A 21,882-nucleotide genomic window follows, 5' to 3' on the forward strand; every position below is an offset into this window, starting at 1 on the left:
GCGCTTCTTCTCTATATAGTATGCCTCGGATATTCAAATACCGAAATTCACTCCTCCACGACTTCCAAACCCCATCGCACTTCCGCTGCTCCACCCCTCCAATTATTAGGTGCATAGAACTCAAACCTATCCACCACAAAAGTCCTCACAATATGTGTTAGGATTGCGTTAATTCACTGGAAAGTCACACCCATCGTGTGATAATTCTCACAAATTGTTTGCACCCTCCTAACAAAATCCTCACGCATGTTGCGTAAGTTCACGCCTTGTCAAGATTCTTCCCACCCCTCACCTCAAAATACTGATTTCCAACAATGATCCATCGTCTCGCTCTGCTAAGTCTAATTGCAATGATCATCCTCACCACCCTCGGCTGCGAAAAACAGCGCGATTCCGTCGTCGTGGAAGATAGTTCATTGTCTCAGGTTACGTGGGCAGTAATGGTCTACGCCGCTGGAAACTATTCGGGCGACGTCCTTTCACAGCCCATTGAAGGAACACTCTCGCGCGCCATTAGCACCGTCCGTGTACTTGAAAGAACCGACGCGCCCCAAATTGTCGAAACGTTCGTCTGTATCAGCACGTCCGAAACGGAAGGCAACGTCGGGATTTATCGCGTAACCTACAGTGGTCGCATTCCGCAAGTACTGTTCGACGCCGAACTGATTGAAGACCTCGGGCCGGTCAGCATGGCTGATCCGTCCACGATGAACAGCTTCGCCTCTGCAGTCTTCAGCCGGGTTGCGTCCCAACACTATTTGCTTGCCTTGAGCGGTGACGGCATCGGCTGGCGCGGTGTTCTGGGCGACAACGCTCGCCCCGATGGTATGAGCCTGCTCGATCTGCACAGCTCCATCGAGAACATCGCCTCGCAATTGCCCGCCGGCAAGTTTGACATTCTCTGTCTCTATGCCCGCAACATGGGTACGATTGAAACCATCGCCCAATTGCGCGATCATGCCAGCTACATCATGGCCTCGCCGTGGCGCCTCGAGCAGCCGCACAGCCTTGTCATCAGCGAATGGTATCAAGACTTGTCGTCACAGCCGCAGTTGACTCCCGCCGAACTCGGTGCCTACATCATTGATGCCGAGCGACTGGCCCAAGATTCGTCCACGACGGACTACTTCTCAACACTTTGGGAATCGGATCGCTTTGATCAAGTCGAGTCTTCATTTGAGAATTTCGCCGCGGAGTGGTCAGCCGTCGCGCCGGATAAAGCCGCCGACATCACCAACCTTCGCAATGAAGCGACGGACGAAGAAGTCTACAACACCAATTTCATCGACCTGTTCCGCTATGCGGATATGATCGAAGCCTCGCCCGAATTCGCGGATTCGACCTTTGATGTATTGCGCACCGCATCTGGCCAGCTTAAGTCGGCTATAGATGAAGCCAGCGTCGCTCGCTTCGGCTCGACCAAGTCCCTGCGCTATGGCGGACTGAATCTCTATTTCCCCACCGGCGAAGTGGACACCGCGCTGTCCTTGAGCTACGCGAATCTCGACATCAGTCAGTCTGCTCCCAGTTGGGCGCACGTCATCGACTCATTGGCCAGCCGTGGCAACTCCAATGTCACGATTACCGGCCAAGCCTATTGGCCCGGCCGTGAGTTCCACGACTTGTACTTCATTGTCGATACCACCGTCTCCAGTCAGATCACCGCTTTGTACCAAGGCGTCCCGCAGTGGGAATATCTCAATTCCACGCATGATACGATCAGCTATTCGGTTTCTTTTGACCTCCAATCGCTCGACTCCCTGAATATCGCCCAATTCCTGCTCTACATTGATCGCGACGACAACAGCGACTACACGGCGGGCGACTCGTTGGGCTTCTGGAACAACGGTCAAGGAACTTTCTCGGCGTTCACAGTGCATCGCGGCTCTGTGGATGAAGATCGCAATATCCTCATTCGTTTCCGTCGTCCCTAAAACAACACCTCCCGTTTCACGGCCCACCACATCAACAAGTATGTTTATTCGCCTTCTTCTCGCTTGCGTCCTGTTTGCATTTGTCGCGTCGGCACAAGGTCAGGAAGTTACTCCCGGTTCAATACAGGGACTGATTGTAGACGCTGAAAACGGTGATGCCATGATTGGCGTCACCGTCATGTTGGAAGGCACCTCGCAAGGTGCTGCCACCGATCTCGATGGCAACTTCGTCATTCGCAATGTCGCCCCCGGTTCCTATACGGTCATCGCAAACTACATCGGTTACGCCAAACTGACCGTCACCGACGTCGCGGTTGCTTCAGGGAAAGCCTCGACGCTGAACCTTAAGCTCTCGCCTGAGGCGTTGCAGGCTGAAGAAGTCGTGATCGAAGCGCGCCGCATTGACAACACCGAAGCCTCGCTGCTTCAAATTCAACGCAAAGCCGCCACGGTGTCAAACGGCGTCTCCGCCGAACAAATCAAACGTTCGCCTGATTCCGATGCCGCCGATGCCGTCAAACGCGTCACCGGTATCACCGTCGTCGGAGACAAATACGTCTTCGTCCGCGGCATGGAAGAGCGTTACAATAACACTCGTCTGAACGGTGCGTCCCTCGCAAGTCCCGAACCTCTGAAGCGCGTTGTTCCCTTTGACATCATTCCCGCGGGGCTTCTGAACAACATCGTTGTGTCAAAGACCTTCACACCTGATTTGCCCGGTGACTTCTCCGGCGGTTCCGTGCAGTTGACCACCAAGGAATTCCCCGACAAACTCACTCTGTCGATCTCGCAGTCCGTCAGCCTAAACGAAAACACGACCTCCAAAGGCTTCCAAACTTACAAAGGAAGCAACACCGATTGGATCGGCTACGACGACGGCGAGCGCAAACTTCCGTCTGAGTACGACAATTCGTCGCTGACTCCCCGCGAACGTGCGCTGCTCTTCAGCGATGTCTGGGAAGGACAAGCCACCGTCGCACCCGCCAGTGGCAGCCGTTCGATTGCTTTCGGTAATCAAACGTCTTTGGGCGGCAGACCTTTCGGCTTCTTAGCCACTGTCACGCAGTCGAACTCTTTTTCCACCAAGACTGAAAAATATCAGGAATACAGCTATTCGACGTTGGAAGACGGCACCATCTTCGCCGAACCGACACAGAACTACGTCACCAACATCTACTCCAAGTCCGGTGCCGTCGGAGGCATTCTGGATCTAAACTGCAAGCCGTCTCCCAGTCATAAGTTTAGTGTGAAATCCATGTACACCCGCAGCGGTGACGATGCCGTAAGCGAATACACGGGCAGACGAACCGACGGCGATTACGTGCGCGGCCAGCGCTTGACGTGGACCGAGCGTTCGCTTGCCACGATTCAGCCTAAGGGTGAACATCAGCTTGCGGCCCTGCGCAACAGCAGAGTGGAGTGGGGGCTTTCGATTTCGAAGGGTTCTTATGACCAACCGGATCGCCGCGATTTCTACCAATTCTCGCGTGATCCGGATCTGGAACCTTTCCAGTACAACTTCAACAACGATAACGGAATTCGTCGCTACGCAAAATCCCGCGACAATATGTTGGAAGGGTCGCTCGATTGGACCATGCCTCTGAAGAGTGCGGAAGATCAATCCAAGATCAAGTTCGGCGGCATGTTTCGCACCTTGGACCGCGATTTCCCGACCCGCAAAATTACTTTCTTGAACGCCGATACATTAGGCGCGGCTGATTTGGATCGTACGCTTCCTGCAAACGTGCTATTTAATGAAGACAACATCGGCGCGCATTGGATCGCCAACGAATTGTCGGTCAATCTCGACTCCTACACCGCAGACATGAAAGTCGGTGCCGGGTACCTTATGGCCGACATGCTGCTCACCAAAAAATGGCGTGCCATCTTCGGTGCTCGTGTCGAGTCGACCGATCAGTTCTTCAAAACCGAAGCCTTCCCCGGAAGCACCGACTCAAGCTACGCCGAAGGCGGACCGTCACACACCGACCTGTTGCCCTCGCTAAACCTGACTTACTTCGTGGGCGAGAAAACCAATCTTCGTTTCGCCGCCACGCGCACTATCGCCAATCCGGACTATCTCGAATTGGTCCCCACCGAAGACCGTGACTACAATAGCGGCACGGTTAAAGTCGGTAATCCCGATCTCGACTACTCCAAAATCTTGAACATCGACCTGCGCGCAGAGCTGTATCCCTCAATCGGAGAAGCCGCCAGCGTTGGTCTCTTCTACAAGCAGATTCAAGACCCCATCGAATGGGTGTACACGACCGAATCCATTTCCGGCGGCAATCAAGTGGTGCGCAAGCCCTTTAACTTGGGTGACGCGACGTTGCTCGGTGTCGAACTCGAGTTCCGCAAATCTCTCGAGTTTGCCATGGACAAAGTTGGCGAGTGGACAAGATTCTTCTCGGTGCAGGGCAACCTGACGCTGGTTTCTTCAAGTGTCGATCTGAAAGCCCGCATTTATGATCCCGCCAATCCGACGCAAACGGGACTGACCAGCAAAGATCGTCCTTTGATGGGTCAGTCAGAGTATGTCGTGAATACGACGCTCGCATTCGATCAACCTCTCTGGGGAACGAGCATCAGACTCCTCTACAATACCTTCGGAAAGCGCATTTCCGAACTCGGTGCCAACGGTCGTTCCGACACCTACGAGCAGCCTTTCGATCGTATCGACCTCGTTCTCAACCAAAATCTGGGAGGACATTGGTCCACAAAAATTCAAGCGAAAAACCTCCTCGATTCCACGGTTGAATACACGCTTGATGACCAGCCTCTTAAATCCCATAAACTTGGACGAACGTATTCCGCGGGAGTCACGTATTCACTGTAGTACGTAGTTTTTTCACTCGTACAAGTCTAACATTTCTCTCACCCCCGGAAAACCTCCGGGGGTTATCTTTTGCCCGTTCTGAAAAGACGATTACTCACAAGACATAGTGTAACTGACCCTTGCAAAAAATTGCAAACATGAAAAGAAGGAGCTTTGATATGACGATTCGTCGCTTTTTTGCCATGCTGTGCGCAATGGTTGCCTTGTCGTCGGTTGCTTCAGCGATTGAAGCGCCCGCCGATTTGACCATCTTCGCGTCCGGTACGGACGTCACCCTGCGTTGGCAGGCTGTCGCCGGTGCTACCGAGTACAACGTGTACAAGGAAGTTCTGCCGATTGACGACATCAACGTGTTGTTCCCGTACGCCACGACCGCGGCACTGACCTACGCCGACAACTCGAACGCCGGTCTTCAATACCACTACGTGGTGACCGCCGTCGTCCCCTCCGGCGACTTGTCCGGTACCATCAATGACACCACCGGCCTCGGTTGCGAAGGCGCTTTGGTGTTTGTGACGCAGCAGGGTGATCCCAGCGTCACGGGTATGGACTATGCTGATGCCAACGGTAACTACGAGATTCTTGACCTTCCGGTCGGAACCTACGACATCTGCGTCTACAAGGAAAATCGTCCCGTTGCCATGGCCAGCGCGGCTGTTACCGATGGCGGCATCACCGATTGGGACTACCAGTGGCCCGTCTTTGCCCGCACGCACATCGCAGCCGGCACTCTGGCTCCCGGCGTCCACAACTGGACCAACAACAACGTGTACGAAATGGACGGTATCGTCCGTGTTGGACCGGGTGCGACCCTGAATATCGAAGAAGGCACCACTGTCAACGGTTCGTCCGTTATTCTGTCTGGACAGACCTTCCCGGTTCTTTCGTTCTTGAACGTTCAGGCCTCCACAACGGGTGACGGCACCGACAACGGTATCTTGAACATCAGCGGCTCCAAATATAAGCCGGTCGTCTTCACGTCCGGTCGTTTGCCCGCCGACGGCCCCCAGCAGAATGCGGACTGGGGCGGAATCATCATCGACGGCGACGCCTCGACCAACCGTGGTCGTCTGGCCACTGGCGAAGGCGGCACCGGCCCCTACGGTAACGTCACCACTGCCCACGACGGTCAAAGCAGCGGCACCATGCGCTACTTCCGTGATGACTTCGCAGGCTTCAACTTCACCGCGTCCAACCAGCTCAACGGTCTCTGTATGCAGGGTGTCGGCAGCGGCACGACCCTCGAATACTGGCAGTCCTATCAGGGCGAAGACGACGGTATCGAGTTCTTCGGTGGTACCTGCAACACGTCCTATGGTATCATCACCGACACCGGCGACGACGGCTTCGACTACACCAGTGGTTACCGTGGCCACGCGCACCACATTTGGGTGACGCAGCGCCGTAACGTGTCCGACCGTTGCATCGAAGCGGACAACCACACTACCGAGCCCGGCGAATCTGACGACTACGATGCTCTGCCGCGTTCGAACAGCCGTTTGTCCAATTTCACCTGCGTCGGCGGCAAGGGTGCTGTCCCGCAGACCTCCGGTTCGATTCTGGCCAATCCGCGCGCGGGTACCCAGTTCAACTGGTTCAACATGCTCATGACCTTGGGTCGTGGTACCGCTCTCGACGTCGACAACTCCCCGACGCACCTCGCCGCCGTCGGTGGCGCGAGCCGTATGGACTACTGCCTCTTCTGGGATAACGGTGGCGCCGCCACTGAAGTCATTGATGCCAGCACCCCTGCCGGTATCGGCGACGGCCACTTCACCGTCGAAGATGGCGAATGGGATCTTACCAACTGCGTGGCTCCCGCGGCCTACCCGGTTAACTCCACCACCATCGCAGCCCCGACCGGTTGGACGCAGGATATCGCCAGCTACCGTGGTTGCGGTTTCGTCGGCACCAACGCCACGACGATCATCGCCAACCCGATGCTGATCGACCCGGCCAACTACGACGCTCGCCCGATGGCCGGTTCGCCCGCCCTGAACAGCGCCAACGTCGCTCCGGCTGGCGTCATCACCAGCTACGGTCTGCCCTACGCTGATCACATCGGCGCCTTCGACGGCCCGAACGACGATTGGGCAGTGGGCTGGTCGCGTCAATAATCTGTCGCTAAGCAGAGTGATTAGTGCTTGACTTTGGCGGCGGACTCGAGTATCTTCGAGTCCGCCGCCTTGTATTACAAGAATTTCCTTTCGCATGAAATCTGTTTTCCTCGTTTCTATTCTGTTCCTGTTGCTCGCGGGTTGCGGAAACAAAGAAAAAAAGACCGAATCCGCTGTGCCGCCAACGGAACAATCGGAGCGTTCCAAAGAACCTCCGCTGCCCTACATGCAGCCGACCCTCAGAGATTTGGCCGCTGCCGTAGTCGAAGCCGTCGCCGATTCGAATGTTGACTTGCTGTACAACATGATGGTCACCAAAGATGAATACCGTGACTACGTCTGGGCCAATCTCGATACCGTCGAAGTTCGCGGGTTGACCGTGGACGAAGTGTGGGGCTGGAATGCCCGTGATTCTGACAAAGCTATTGGCCGCATGGTTGGTGATTATGCCCACAAGGAAATTCAGTTCACGCGACTCGATCCGCCGCGCGATATTCGTACTCGCGGAAATATCAAAGTGTATCGCGGCAACTGGATTCACGTCCAGCCGCGTGACGAGCAGGAAGAAGCCACGTGGCGTATGATCAATGTCGTGATGGAATACCAAGGTTGGTTCAAAGTCATCACCTACGACGACTAACAATATCCCGTCTCCTGCTCTTAGCGGCACCTACTTCGGTGCCCCCAGTACCCTTCGCGGCGGCACCCGCTTCGGGTGCCCCCAGTACCCTTCGCGGCGGCAGGTGTCTTCACCTGCCCCGCTGACCGGGATATTGCTCGCAACGGCACCCACTTCGGGTGCCCCCGAACCCAAACCCCTTGCCGAACACAACGTTAGCAAGGGGATTTTTGTTCATCACAGTTTCCCGAAAAAAACACTATTTTGAATCGTCAGGTAAGCGATCCAAGCCTTCCCGGAGTAGTATGGGTAGACCAACCCCCCGAAAGGCAATATCATGAACCAGATTGTAAAATCCGCATCCCTGTCTCTGCTCTTAATGTTCGCACTGGCCGTGCCCGGGATTTGTGATGAAAAAGCGGATCTCGACTCATTTCCCATGCCCGTAGGCGGTATGGTCGCCTTGATGCAGCAGGTCGTTTACCCGAAGTCGGCAAGCAAGGATGGAATCGAAGGCAAAGTCTTGATCTCAGCCGTCATCGACGTCAACGGAAAAGTAAGCAAAGCCGAAATCATGTCGGGTGTGCGCCAAGACTTGGACCAAGCTGCGCTCACTGCCGTACAAAATATCGAGTGGACTCCGGCCATGAAAAACAAACAGGCCGTGGAAGCCGCGGTGGTCGTGCCGGTCCTGTTCAAGCTGGATTCGGACAAGAAGAAATAACCGGAACGCTTAATAAAATTCTCGCACGGATCGCCTTGCTCGCAGGGCGGTCTTTTGTGCGTGGTGTCAATCTCTCGTGCAAGAAGTCATTCGCGATATCTTAGCCGGAAACAAAAACCGTTTTCGCGAAATCGTCAACACATACGGCGATAATCTCTTGCGTGTGGCCTATCATTTCGCGCGCAATTGGGATGATGCCCGCGAATTGACCCAAATTACGTTGGTCAAGTGTTTCGAAAATCTCCGCAAATACGATCAGCGGCGGCCGTTCGCACCGTGGCTCTTTAAGATTCATGTCAATGTCTGCAAATCTTTCGTCGGCAAACTCCGCCGTAGTGTTTCTTTGTCAGACAGCGATTCGACAAGCGTCACCCCGGCCGCACCGGAAACGAAAGTCGACGAAAGCGAAGTGATCCTGAGGCAAATCGCCCGTCTTCCGGTCAAACAAAAGACGGCGTTCATCCTCATCGAAATTGAAGGCATGAGCTCCACGGAGGCCGCCTTCATTATGGGCTGCAAGGACTCCACCGCGCGTGTGCATCTTGCCCGCGCCAAGGATACCTTGCGGCAAAAGCTAACTGAAATGGGAATCGGGAATGACAGCATCCTCTGAGTTCGGACAACGGCAGCGTTCGCTTGTGCCCCCGCCGGAAATTAGGTCGCAACTCGAACGGCAAGTCATGCGGGACATAGACTCACTTCCCGCAAAACATCGCCGCACTCGCCTCCTCGTTGCACTCGGCACGGGACTGCTCGGAGTCGCTCTATTTCTCGTGCTCATGCCGCATCGCAAACCTCATCCCGCAGCAAACATAGACTACATTGAATCCGTCGTAATCATGGATGATCACGTCTTCATCTGGCTCGAACCTGCCAACAACAAACAGGGAGCGGATCATGAATAGGCAAACAGCCGCAGCCGTTCTCCTTTTGCTGCTCGCGTTCTTTGCCGCAAGCTGTGCGCCTAAAAACGAGTCTCGTTGGCTTGTCGTTTCCGAGGCCGTGCACTTCGGCGTTCAGCCCGGTTCAGGCTCTCTGAATCTTCCCGTATTCGCTGGAACCTTGGGCGTCGATAATATCGTTCACGATATTTCGCAAGCGGAATACTATCACAAAAAGTTCGCCTCCGTTTACGGTGAAAAGTCCTTTCAGTTCATCGCCGATTCCACGATTGAACTCCTGCTCGACAAATCCGGACCGCTCGCCAAACCGCAATCCGTCTATGCCTATGACAGCAAGGCTGCGAAAATCGAACTGGACCTGATTGCATTCGACGGCGCCGCTGCGGTCTATTCGTTTCGCGTGAGTGACAAGGAAACCGGGCAAATTCGCAATCACCAAGTCGAAATTCCTGTCGGTCAATCGGCTTCGGTCGGGATGTTGTTCGATTCGGTGCGCAACCGCGGCTATCTCCTCGCGCTTTCCGTGCAGGCCTTGGAGATCACGGACGACCTGACTCCGAAAAATCTCGCGGAGTTTCTGCGCGAGAAAAATACGCCGCGCGGAGTGAAAAACACCTCCGGCTTCCGCGCTGCCGACCAAAAGTGGATGAATGAACTCTTCGGAAGTCGTGCCATCGATCTCACCGACAGCCTCGCAGACGATGAACTTGCCGAAGCGCAGCCGTTCGATGTTCCCCCCATGCCCGTCGGCGGGATGAGTGCCATTGCCGGAAAACTCGCTTACACCGAGTCCGCTCTGCGTGATTCCATCGAAGGCCGCGTGGTCGTTGCCGTGAAAGTGGATTCAAGCGGCGCGGTCACGTCCTGCGAAGTGGTCCGCAGTCTTCGCGCGGATCTGGACTCCGTCGTCGTCGTCGCGATGGGCGGCGTCAAGTTTACACCCGCTGTCTTCGAAGAAAAACCGGTCGCGACAACCGTAATGATCCCAATCGAATTCAAACTCAAATAGTGCAAAACAAGAATCCCCTTGCAAAAGGCCCTTGCACAATGCCATGCAAGGGCTTTTATGTTTCCGTGGCACAACAACTGCTCTAAGCTATACCCGTAAAATATAGTAGATATCCCAATTCCTGAAAAAACTTGTTTGAATAAGCCATGACACTCCGCGCGCAATTCCTAACTGTGGTTCTTCTGCTTTCCTTGGTTCAAATCGCCGGGGCGATTCCGCCCAGCCCGGAACTAAGAACCCGCCTCGACAACAATGAAGTTCAATTGCCCTACTATCTCGAACATCAAGCGGAGCTTCAAGCAAGTGGCCTGAATGAGCCCCACAGAATCCCCTATTTTGATGATTTTATCGCTCGCAATCATCTCGATGATGTCTTTAACGTGCTCGTAATCCTCATGGACTTCAGCGACAACATGTCCGCTACGTCCGCGAACTACTTTGACAATCTGCTCTTCGGTAGTTCGCAAGGCACGCTTCCGCACTATTACAATGAAGTCACTTACGGCAACCTGACCATCGTCACAATCAATATGCCCTCCGCGCTCGGGTGGAACCGTGCTCCGCAAACGTATTCTTATTATGTCAACGGTCAAAACGGCACGGGATCGTATCCCAACAACGCGCAGAAGCTCGCGGAAGACGCGATTGCGTTGGTCAATCCTGTCGTCGATTTTTCTCAATATGACAACGACGGCGACAACTATGTTGATGCACTCTTCTTGGTGCACGCCGGTTCAGGCGCCGAATACACCGGCAGCAGCAATTAAATCTGGTCGCATTCGTGGGTCACTCACACCCCGCAAGCCGTCGACGGAGTCTATGCCTATCACTACACCGTGCAGCCCGAAAAATGGGCCACTCCCGGCGACATGACCGTCGGCGTATACGCGCACGAAATGGGTCACATGGTATTTGGCTTGCCGGATCTCTATGACACCGGAAACGATTCGTATGGCGTCGGCAAATGGAGCTTGATGGCTGGCGGTTCGTGGAACGGCGCACTCGGAAGTTCTCCCGCGCATCCCGATGCGTGGTGCAAAATCAGAATGGGCGTCGTTTCGCCCACCGTAGTTTCAAACACAAGCTCCGGCGCGTCGATTCCCGCCAGCGAAGGCAATGCGACGGTGTACAAACTGACGTCCTCGACCAGCAGTCAGCAATATGTCTTAGTCGAAAACCGTCAGCAATCAGGCTACGACGCGTCGCTCCCCGGAAGCGGACTGCTGATCTACCACGTCGACGATGCCGTCGGTTCCAACAACTCTCAATGGTACCCGGGACATACGACGTCCGGCCATTACAAAGTCGCGGTTGAGCAAGCCGACGGTCTCTGGCAGCTCGAACAAAAAACGAGTCAAGGCAACAGCGGCGATCCGTGGCCCGGTAGTTCCAATCGTCGAGCCTACAACGCATCCTCGACGCCCAACAGCCTCGACTACAGCGGTTTGGATCAAGGCATCTCTGTGACGAACATCAGTAATTCCGGCGCGACGATGACGGCGGATCTCGTGGGTTCCGCTCCCGCGTCGATTACGTTGACGTCTCCAAACGGCGGCGAAACGTGGATCGAAGGCTCCACCGAAACGATCACGTGGACTTCGACCGGCCTGAACGAAAATATCAAAATAGAAATAAATCGTTCTTATCCGACAGGCTCGTGGGCCACGTTGGTCGCCAGCGCTCCCAACACAGGCTCCTACGACCGCACCGTTCCCACGGGGACATCTTCATCGGTTCGCCTGCGCATAAGCGGAACCAGTCACACGACTATTTCAGACGTTTCCAATGCCAACTTCTCAGTCAGTGCCGGTTCGATTACGGTCGTCTCTCCCAACGGCGGTGAAACGTGGGTCGAAGGAACAACCGATACCATTAAGTGGACCTCGGACGGTTTCGGCGACAACGTCAAAATAGAACTCAATCGTTCCTATCCGGCAGGCTCTTGGGTGACATTGGTCTCCAGCGCGCCCAACACCGGTTCCTATCCGCGCAACGTACCTACCGGAGTTTCAACTGCGTCGCGAATTCGCATCAGCCGTGTCACGCGCTCAGATGTGTACGACATCTCCGATGCCAATTTCACCATTACCGGCGGTACGATAACGGTAACCGAACCCAACGGCGGCGAAACGTGGGTCGAAGGAACAACCGACACGATCAAATGGACGTCGCAAAACTATTCCGGTAACGTCACCATCGAAATCAATCGCAGCTATCCGTCCGGTTCGTGGGCAGCACTCGCAACCGACGTCCCCAACAACGGCGTCTACCCTCGCAATGTCCCCACGGGAGTAACGTCCACGGCGCGCGTGCGTGTCAGAGGTGCGTCACGCGCGGATATCTACGACGTCTCCGATGCCAATTTCACCGTCAGCGGCGGCACGATCACGGTAATGAAGCCCAACGGCGGCGAAACCTGGATTGAAGGCACAACCGATACAATCAAATGGACGTCGCAAAATTACACCGGCAACGTCACGATAGAAATTAACAGAAGCTATCCAACCGGTTCGTGGGCCGCACTCGCAACCAACGTTCCCAACAACGGCGTCTATCCGCGCAACGTTCCCACCGGAGCAAGCACTGCTGTTCGCATCCGTGTTCGCGGCGCAACTCGCAGCGATATAAACGATGTCTCTGATGCCAATTTCACCGTCAGCGGCGGCACGATCACGGTAACGGAGCCCAATGGCGGTGAAACGTGGGTAGAAGGCACGACCGACACAATCAAGTGGACGTCGAGCAACTACACCGGCAACGTCACGATAGAAATTAACAGAAGCTATCCGACGGGTTCGTGGGCCGCACTCGCAACCAACGTTCCCAACAACGGCGTTTATCCGCGAAACGTGCCCACCGGAGCAAGCACTGCTGTTCGCATCCGTGTTCGTGGAGCGTCGCGCAGTGACATCAACGACGTTTCTGATGCCAATTTCACTGTCACGGCAGGATCGTTGACTTTGACCTCTCCGAACGGCGGCGAAACGTGGGTCGAAGGCACCAGAGACACCATTCGCTGGAATTCCTATTTGTATTCCGGCAACGTCACCATTGAAATCAATCGAAATTATCCCTCGGGTTCGTGGGCCGCACTCGCCACCAACGTCCCCAACAACGGCGTTTATCCGCGCAATGTCCCCACCGGAGCAAGCTCGGTCACACGTGTGCGCATCAGAGCCGCGTCCCGAAGCGATATCTACGACATTTCCGACGCCAATTTCGCCGTCGTCACGGCAAGTTCACCCGGATACTCGAGCGGTAGTATTTTCGAGACGCTTCCCAACGAGTTCGCACTCTTCCAAAACTATCCGAATCCGTTTAATGCGTCGACGACAATTCGCTTCAGCATTCCCGAAGCCGCGCAAGTAACACTGACGATCTACAACTCAGTCGGAGCAGTGGTCACGACCCTGACCGATTCCTACTTGCCCGCTGGAACCTATGAGCACCAATGGCAAGGAAATGATCATACCGGCTCCGCCGTTTCCTCCGGAGTTTACTTTGCAAGATTAATCTCAAAATCCCAAAGCGACGTCAAACGCATCGTCTACATGAAATAGACAAGCAAACTGTAGGGGCGGAAGGCTTCCGCCCGCGGCTCCCCTCGCCGGAATCTCCAGTTCGCCGAGCTGGGTTAAGCAAAGCGCAACCCGGCCGGAATTGCACGACACCGCCAGTTCGCAGAGCGGGGCCTGCGCTCAAACGCAGTGAAGCGATTTAGCGTAGCGGTTCCCCGCCGGAATCTGAAAGTTCGCCGAGCTGGGTTAAGGTCCGCCGCAACCCGGCCGGAATTGCAAATAAACCCCCTGCTATTAAACACCTTAGCAGGGGGTTCTACCATTAGAAAAATGTAATAATCCCCCCCGAACCCTTGACCACGCCTTTGATTATTCGTAAATTAACCCCGAACCGGATTATGGTTTCGCCCCCCCAACCAAGGAAATGCTCCGGAAGCTACTTCTCTCTCTCCTCATATCCACCTCCGCTTGGGCAAACTATCAGTTTGCCTCGCCCGTGGCCTCCATTGAGCCCACCGAACGCGGCGCATTCGTAACATGCGAGGACGGCGTCACGCTCGAACTCAAATTCTATACTCCCGAAATCGTTCGCGTAACCTTAGTCCGCCCGGATCATCCCGCGCCCTTGCTCACGGATGCTCTGCTGGCGGATTCTTTGATTATGACGATGGGACCGCGATTTGGAATAATGAATGTTGATAGCAAGCTAAGTGATTCTCCGCCAAAATTAGTTCTGCAACGTGACAACGAAGACGATTATTATCAAGTGGGCCTTGGTGGACTGAAAGTTACGTGCGACAAAGATTCCCTCCGCCTTCAATTCCAAAACAATAACAACGTCACCTTCCTCGCCGACGATCCCACGATGCCCTACGGCTGGGACGGCAACGAAGTCCGTACGTGGAAAACTCTCGCCCCCAACGAAAAATTCTTCGGCTTAGGCGAGAAGGGCGGAGGACTCGACCGCCGTGGCCGCGAAATTGTATTGTGGAATAGCGACACTCCCGGCTACACCGACAACTCCGATCCCCTCTATCAATCGATCCCCTTCTACATCGGAGTTCGTGATAGCATCGCCTACGGCGTCTTCTTCAACAACTCCTACAAAACAAGATTCAATTTCGGCGCCGGACAACAGCGCTATTCCTCTTTCGCAGCCGAAGACGGCCCACTCGACTATTTCGTCATCTACGGTCCCTCCATTGCGGAAGTCGTCCAGCGTTATACTTCACTCACGGGCAAGATGAATCTCCCGCCGCTCTGGTCGTTAGGTTATCAGCAGTGCCGCTGGAGCTACTATCCCGAATCCGAAGTCCGTGATCTTGCTCGCACCTTCCGCGACAAAGACATCCCCTGCGACGTCATCTATCTCGACATTCACTACATGGATGGCTACCGCGTCTTCACATGGGATTCGACGCGCTTCCCGCAGCCGAAAAAAATGCTCGATGATTTGGCCAAAGACGGTTTCAAGATCGTCCCCATCATCGACCCCGGCGTCAAAGCCGACACAAATTACTTCATGGCAAAAGTTGGTCTCGCCCAAGATCTCTTCGTAAAATATCCCGACGGCACAACTCACATTGGCGAAGTCTGGCCCGGTAAATCTTTCTTCCCCGATTTCTCCAAAACAGAAACTCGCGAGTGGTGGGGAAAACACATCGCCGATTTTCGCAAATTAGGCGTACGCGGATTTTGGAATGACATGAACGAACCCGCCTGCTGGGGCCAAGCCTTCCCATTAGAGACAATCTTCGACGACAATGGCCAAAACTCGTCGCACAAAAAGATGCACAACCTCTACGCGCTGAAAATGGCCCAAGCGACCTACGAAGGATTGTTGAAAGCCTATCCCAACGAACGCCCGTTTATTCTAACTCGCGCAGGCTTCGCAGGACAACAGCGCTACTCCGCATCATGGACCGGCGACAACTTAGCCACCGAAGATCACTTGGAACTCGGCATTCGCATGATGTTAGGCATGGGCTTGAGCGGTCAACCCTTCGTCGGCATGGATATCGGCGGCTTCATGGGCACACCGTCACCCGAATTGTATGCGCGTTGGATAGAAGTTGGCGCAATTTCTCCCTTCTGCCGCACGCACACGCACTACGGTTCCCCCGATCAAGAACCCTGGTCCTTCGGTGAAAACGTCGAAGACATCAGCCGCAAGTTCCTGAACTTCCGCTACGAATTGCTCCCGTATCTCTACACACTCTTCTACGAGTCGAGCAAATCCGGCGAACCCATCTGGCGCCCGTTGTTCTACGAATTTCAAGATGACCCCAAGTGCTACGACTGGGGCTACCAACAACAATTCATGTTAGGCCGCGACATCTTAGTCGCTCCCGTAACACGAGTAGGTCAATACACCAAAAAAGTCTACCTCCCCGAAGGCCGCTGGTTAGATTGGAACACTGAAAAAGTCTACGAAGGCCCCCAAGAAATCATCGTCGATGCGCACTTAGACTGGCTCCCCATGTTCCTCCGCGAAGGCTCAATCATAGTCCGCCGCGACGCGCAAGAATACACAGACGAAAGACCCATCCGTGAGTTACATTTCGATGTCTTTCAAGATTCACACTCTAACTCACAAAAAAGAGCGGAATTCTCATTGTATGAAGACGATGGCATTTCATTTGACTACAAGAATAACTCTGCAAACCAAGTAACATACTCATTCGAGAACAACGGTACGCAAATGACCTTTAGTAAAGACAGCAAAGGTCCCTTGCCGCCAACGCGCAGAAACGTACTGCTTACGATTCACGATGTATCCCCAGCAAGTTATTATCTGGTCCTGAATGGCGGGCCAATCGTTCCAACCGCTAATCAGCTAAATTATGACAAGGATGCAAGAACGTTGACCATCGAGATTGGAACCGATAACTTCACAACTCTCGCAATACGAAGGTAAGTAGCGGCGCACCCGCTGTTGGCACCTTCAATTGTAGCGCGCAGCTCGCTGCGCAAAATCCCCCAAAGCGCACCGTGAATGTTACATAAATTGTCATCCTGAAGCCGCCGCGGCTGAAGGATCTATGAGTAAGCCGCGACAACTGAGTGCTCTAACCACCAACGTAAAACAAATCAACTACCCAAAGTGAAAATAGAAAACTGAGGAAGCCCGTTTTCCTCTTTCCTCTTTCCTCTTTCAAACTTTTCCGCCATGAACCTCTCCGCCTTAGACCTCATCATCATCGTCGCCTATTTCGCGGCGGTGTTTGCAGTCGGCATCTACTTCGCGCGTCGCCGCAAGAGTGATGCAGCAGGTTATTTCCTCGCGGGCCGCAATGTCGGTTGGTTCGCAATCGGCGCGTCCCTGTTCGCAACAAATATCTCGAGCGAACACTTCGTAGGACTCGCAGGCTCCGGCGCCGCCGGAGGTCTCGCCGTTGGACACTTCGAGTGGCTCGCCTGTTTGATTGTGCTCTTGCTCGGTTGGGTCTTCGCGCCGTTTTATTTAAGATCTCAAGTCTACACGATGCCCGAATTTCTCGAGCGTCGTTACGATGCAAAATCGCGCTGGTACCTGACCGCCGTAAGTATCGTCGCTTACGTCTTGACCAAAGTTTCCGTCACTCTCTTCGCGGGTGCTTTGCTACTGCACGAGCTGTTAGGCTGGGACGCTTACACATCAGCTATTGCATTAGTCGTCACCACAGGCATCTACACCGTAATCGGCGGATTGACAGCAGTCATCTACACGGAGTTGTTGCAAGCAGTCATCCTCGTACTCGGTGCACTCGCGTTGACATTCTTAGGTCTGCACGAAGTCGGCGGTTGGGGAGAATTGGTCGCCAAAACTCCGCCCGAATTCTGGAGCATGTTCAAGGCGATGAGTGATCCCGATTTCCCGTGGACCGGAATCGTCTTCGGCGCGCCGATCTTAGGCATCTGGTATTGGTGCACGGATCAATACATCGTCCAAAGAGTCTTGAGTGCGCGCGGCATCGAGCAAGCGAGAAGCGGAGCGATCTTCGCAGGCTACTTGAAAATCTTGCCCGTCTTCATTCTCGTTTTGCCCGGCATGATCGCGTATGTCTTGTATCCCGATGCCACCGGCAACGGAGCCTACCCCGCATTGGTTTCGCGATTGCTTCCCGTCGGTCTAAAAGGCATAGTCGTCGCAAGTTTGCTCGCGGCCCTGATGTCGTCGCTGGCCAGTTGCTTCAATAGTTCATCGACGCTCTTCACCTTCGACGTCTACAAAAAGCTAAAACCCGACGCCGACGAAAAAACTCTCGTCAGAGTCGGCAGAATCGCCACAGCAGTAGTGGTTGGCTTAGGCATCCTGTGGGTGCCGTTCATCAACGTCGTGTCTTCTCAACTCTACGTCTACCTGCAAAGTGTCCAAGCCTACATCAGTCCTCCCATCGCCGCGGTATTCTTGTTCGGCTTGCTGTGGTCACGAGCCAACGGTCAAGGTTCACTCGCGGCACTGCTGACGGGATTGGTGTTTGGTGCGACCAGGCTGATCGGCGAAATCGTGAACAAAACCTCGCCGCTCGATCCCGGTCTGTTCCGCAGCATGATTGAAATGAACTTTCTCCATTTTGCAACGATGTTGTTCGTCATCTGTTCGCTGGTCTTGGTAGCAGTGAGCATGGCCACACCTCCTCCGGCCGCCGCATCACTGAACGGCCTCACGTTCAAATACACAGACAAAGCCATCAGATTACCCGCAGACCCCGCAGCCCACAAACGCAACGTAGCGCTGTCCATTCTGCTAATCTCAATCGTCCTAATTCTCTGGGGCCTGTTCTTCTGATTCAGGTCTCTCCCCAAAATCCGCGTAGCAGTTTTGGGGGATTAAGGGGGCTTCTGAACTCCGGTCTCCCCCCGCGCTGCGCGGGGGGATTAAGGGGGGTCTTTCAAGCCAATACGAAAACTCCATGCGCATTGTCATCCTGAACGTAGTGAAGGATCTTGTAGCAAACTACACCAACCCAAAGCGCAAAGCGAAAACGCATAACACGGTTCCCCGCCGGAATCCGAACTTCCCGCCGAGCTGGGTTAAGCAAAGCGCAACCCGGCCGGAACTGTAATTCATAAATTTCTCCGCAACACGATGAACAAACTAAGCACGATACTGCTAATCCTCTTCGCCAGCACACTGGGACCAGCGTCCACGCTGGGCGCACCCGTCCACACCACCTACCTCTGGCATCTCGAGCAGCCCATTTACTGGCCCGATCAATCTCCCTACGGCAACGGCTACGAAACCGCGATGGAATCGATCTGGCAGCGCAACAACGGCGCACCGCATCCCGAAAACGACGTCTCTGGAATCTTCACAGTCGCCGATCGCGTTGCCGCCTATCAAGATCGTCCCAAAAATTCCGTCGCCTCCATGTCCGGCGTAGATGCCGGCGCACAAGTCACCTACTCCGGCGGCTTGATTCGAGATGTCGCAAGCCTCGCGTCGCAAAACTACGGCGGCTACTCGTCCGCGTGGAATTCCTATTTCCAAACGGCGCGCAACTGGACCACCAGCGGCGGACGTCCGCGTCTCGAACTGACGATCATTTCTTATCATCACAGTTTTTCACCGCTGATTGACAAAGAAGTCTTGAAAAAAGACATCCAAATCTATCAGAGTGTTTATGGTTCGATTTGGGGCAACACCCCCGCGCAAACCGTCGGCTATTTTCCACCTGAAATTGCCTTCTCCGAACGCATCATTCCCGTCTTGCGTGACTGCGGCCTGCAGTGGACCTTCATCGCATCCACACATCTCTCGCGCGCTTGCGAAAACTTTCCCTTGACTTTAGGCACAGGTGGTGAAAATTGCAACCCACCGAATTTAGCCGATCAAATAAATCCCGCGCAAACCAACTGGCGCACGCAATCCATTTCGCGCGGCTGTTCACCCACGGACGCGGTTCCTTTCGGCTTTCAACCTCATCGCGCGATCTACGTCGATGCGCAAACCGGAATCGCCGACACGATCATCGTCGTTCCCGTCGCCATGGCGATGAGCTGGCAAGACGGCTATCAAACCTATTCGCCCGACGATATCGATCAAATCGCGTCATGGAATGATCCCAATAAACCGATGTTGATCACGCTTGGTCACGACGGCGACAACGCCTTCGGCGGCGGCTATTCATACTACATGGAAAGCGTCCCCGGTTTCACCAGCCAAGCGGTTACGCGCGGCTACGAACCCACAACCGTTCCCGAATACTTAGCCGATCACCCACCCGCTCAAAACGACATCGTTCACGTCGAAGACGGCGCGTGGATCAATGCCGACGGCGATTTCGGCGATCCCGATTTTCCCAATTGGATGTGGCCGCCGCACACGATCACCGGACAAATCGACATTGACAACGGCTGGGCTATCGACGCGCACAACTGGGCCGTCATCACCGCCGCGACAAATTACGTCCTAACCGCTGAACACGTCGCCGGTCCGTCCTACACTCCCGCAATTCAAAATCCGCGCACGAGTGCGCCAACGCAGCTCGATCTCGCCTGGCACTTTCTGCTCGGATCATTGAATTCCGGCTACATGTACTACGGCACGAGTCTAGATCTCGAGCAAAAACCCGTCGTCGCCTGCAACGAAGCTATCAGTCACGCAACGTCTGTCATCGGTCAATCCACGGATCAAACTCCGCCCACAATTTGGCAACTCCAGCAGTGGCCGCACAATCCCGGCAGCATCGGCTTCGGCCCGTTGCACGGCTATCAGCAAATTCAAAACCCGCGCGATTTCCGCGTCTGGACATTCGCCTACGACGTAAACGGCATCGCCGCCTGCTCGCTCTACTATCGCCTCGACAATGACGGAACAAACCCATTATCATCATTCCAAAATGAAACCATCGTCGGCGGCTCCGAAGTAACTTCATGGCGCGCCCGCGCAATGACCGGCCGTGTATTTCCCATCGGCAATCCCTACGGCTACGGTGACGTCAGTTTTGACGAACTCCCCACGGCAATTTCCAATCAATACGTCTATCATCTGACCGATGGCGAAGTCGTAGACAGCGGCGGCGTGCTGCTCGACTACTACGTCAAAGCATGGGACAACGGCGGCAATATTCAAAGTTCCGATGTCTATCACACCTACGTTGGCACAGGACAAGGCAGCGGAGGTGGCGGAGACAGAGTATCATGGACACCCGAGAATCCCCAAGGCGGTGATCAATTGACGATCTACTACGACTTGACTCTCGGCACTCTTCCCCAAAACACCAACCCCGTCAAAATCCACATCGGTCATTCCGGTTGGCAAAATGTTTTGTCACCCGACCCGAACATGACCTACGATCCCGACTCCGCCAAGTGGCGTTCCACATATTCGATTCCAACTCAAGCCACCTTCGTCGATTTCGTTTTCACCGACGGCGCGGGCAACTGGGATAACAACAGCGGCGGCGATTGGCACGTGCCCGTCACGCCAACAGGTTCTCCCGGCTTCGTCATGGACGGCGTGCTCGATGACAACACAGTCGAACTCGGATCAAGCGGCGCGATACATCTCTGGGCTGGATTCGACGGCGCAAATCTCTACGTCGCCACCGAAAACGCGCAAGGCACCGGCAACGACCGCTTCATCTTTATCTCTGAAATTCCCGGCGCCATGACCGCCGCTCCGTGGCTAAAGAACGGCCAAGTCGCACTCTGGAATGCATACATCGGCAACGAAGCCGACAACGGGTGGCGCGGCTGGTTCGACAACTCGGGCTCCGCGTCCGTTTCACCAAGCGGCCTAACCGAAGGCACGCTCAACATCGCGGAAGAATTCGGCGCACTTCCAGAATCTCTCTACGTTTGTCTTGGAGTCTACCAAACTCCGACAAGCGGAACTCTGCAGTCACAAATTCCCGCGGCAATAGTTTCCAACGGTAACATTGAATCGAGCGAATGGCAAGTCCTGCACCTGAAACCGCGCAACCTAACCATCAGCACCGACGGCACAAACATCACTTTGCGTTGGCATGGCAGCGCGCTCGCGCAAAGTTACAGAGTCTGGCGCGCCTACGGCGTCGGTGAGATTCCAACATTGGTCACCACGACAACGAGCACAACATTCACCGAACCCGCAACAAACTCCCAAGCCATCTACTACGTAGAAATCCAATTCTGATTCAGGTCTCCCCCCAAAATCTGCGTAGCAGTTTTGGGGGGACTAAGGGGGGCTTCTGGTCTTCCGAGTTCATACCTCTTACCTCAAACCTCTTACCTGTTCTGACTTCTGACTTCAAA

General features: G+C 54.6%; 13 protein-coding genes. All 13 read left to right on the forward strand.

Features of this window, described 5'->3' with window-relative positions; translation table 11 throughout:
* Positions 1–314: 314 nt before the first annotated feature.
* The 13 genes from H6507_12455 to H6507_12515 all read left to right on the forward strand — a co-directional run bounded on the left by H6507_12455 (position 315) and on the right by H6507_12515 (position 21,763).
* Positions 315–1,934, forward strand: a complete 1,620-nt coding sequence (locus tag H6507_12455; GenBank protein ID MCB9369914.1) for a hypothetical protein — start codon at positions 315–317, stop codon at positions 1,932–1,934.
* Positions 1,935–1,974: 40 nt separating this feature from the next.
* Positions 1,975–4,773 carry an outer membrane beta-barrel protein gene (locus tag H6507_12460; GenBank protein MCB9369915.1) on the forward strand — a complete coding sequence of 933 codons (2,799 nt, stop codon included), beginning with the start codon at positions 1,975–1,977 and terminating at the stop codon, positions 4,771–4,773.
* A 158-nt stretch (positions 4,774–4,931) separates the two neighbouring features.
* On the forward strand, positions 4,932–6,890 hold the full coding sequence (locus H6507_12465) for a carboxypeptidase regulatory-like domain-containing protein (protein MCB9369916.1): 1,959 nt from the start codon (positions 4,932–4,934) through the stop codon (positions 6,888–6,890).
* Positions 6,891–6,984: 94 nt separating this feature from the next.
* Entirely contained in the window at positions 6,985–7,530 is a 546-nt protein-coding gene (locus H6507_12470; GenBank protein MCB9369917.1) for a hypothetical protein, read from the forward strand.
* A gap of 316 nt (positions 7,531–7,846) precedes the next feature.
* A complete protein-coding gene (locus tag H6507_12475; GenBank protein ID MCB9369918.1) occupies positions 7,847–8,233 on the forward strand; it encodes an energy transducer TonB in 387 nt (128 codons plus the stop codon).
* Between the two features lie 76 nt (positions 8,234–8,309).
* Positions 8,310–8,846 carry an RNA polymerase sigma factor gene (locus tag H6507_12480; protein ID MCB9369919.1) on the forward strand — a complete coding sequence of 179 codons (537 nt, stop codon included), beginning with the start codon at positions 8,310–8,312 and terminating at the stop codon, positions 8,844–8,846.
* Positions 8,830–9,138 carry a hypothetical protein gene (locus H6507_12485; protein MCB9369920.1) on the forward strand — a complete coding sequence of 103 codons (309 nt, stop codon included), beginning with the start codon at positions 8,830–8,832 and terminating at the stop codon, positions 9,136–9,138. The genes H6507_12480 and H6507_12485 overlap by 17 nt, the downstream gene beginning before the upstream one ends.
* On the forward strand, positions 9,131–10,144 hold the full coding sequence (locus H6507_12490) for an energy transducer TonB (GenBank protein ID MCB9369921.1): 1,014 nt from the start codon (positions 9,131–9,133) through the stop codon (positions 10,142–10,144). Before H6507_12485 ends, H6507_12490 begins: the two co-directional genes overlap by 8 nt.
* A 146-nt stretch (positions 10,145–10,290) precedes the next feature.
* Positions 10,291–10,911: a hypothetical protein gene (locus H6507_12495; GenBank protein MCB9369922.1), complete on the forward strand. Its 621-nt coding sequence runs from the start codon at positions 10,291–10,293 to the stop codon at positions 10,909–10,911.
* Positions 10,912–10,980: 69 nt separating this feature from the next.
* A complete protein-coding gene (locus H6507_12500; protein MCB9369923.1) occupies positions 10,981–13,704 on the forward strand; it encodes a M6 family metalloprotease domain-containing protein in 2,724 nt (907 codons plus the stop codon).
* 454 nt (positions 13,705–14,158) lie between these two features.
* Entirely contained in the window at positions 14,159–16,579 is a 2,421-nt protein-coding gene (locus tag H6507_12505) for a glycoside hydrolase family 31 protein (GenBank protein ID MCB9369924.1), read from the forward strand.
* 252 nt (positions 16,580–16,831) lie between these two features.
* A complete protein-coding gene (locus tag H6507_12510) occupies positions 16,832–18,433 on the forward strand; it encodes a sodium/solute symporter (GenBank protein ID MCB9369925.1) in 1,602 nt (533 codons plus the stop codon).
* 300 nt (positions 18,434–18,733) lie between these two features.
* On the forward strand, positions 18,734–21,763 hold the full coding sequence (locus H6507_12515; protein ID MCB9369926.1) for a hypothetical protein: 3,030 nt from the start codon (positions 18,734–18,736) through the stop codon (positions 21,761–21,763).
* The last annotated feature ends 119 nt before the right edge of the window (positions 21,764–21,882 follow it).

This window comes from Calditrichota bacterium, from assembly GCA_020637445.1.
Classification (GTDB): domain Bacteria; phylum Electryoneota; class RPQS01; order RPQS01; family RPQS01; genus JABWCQ01.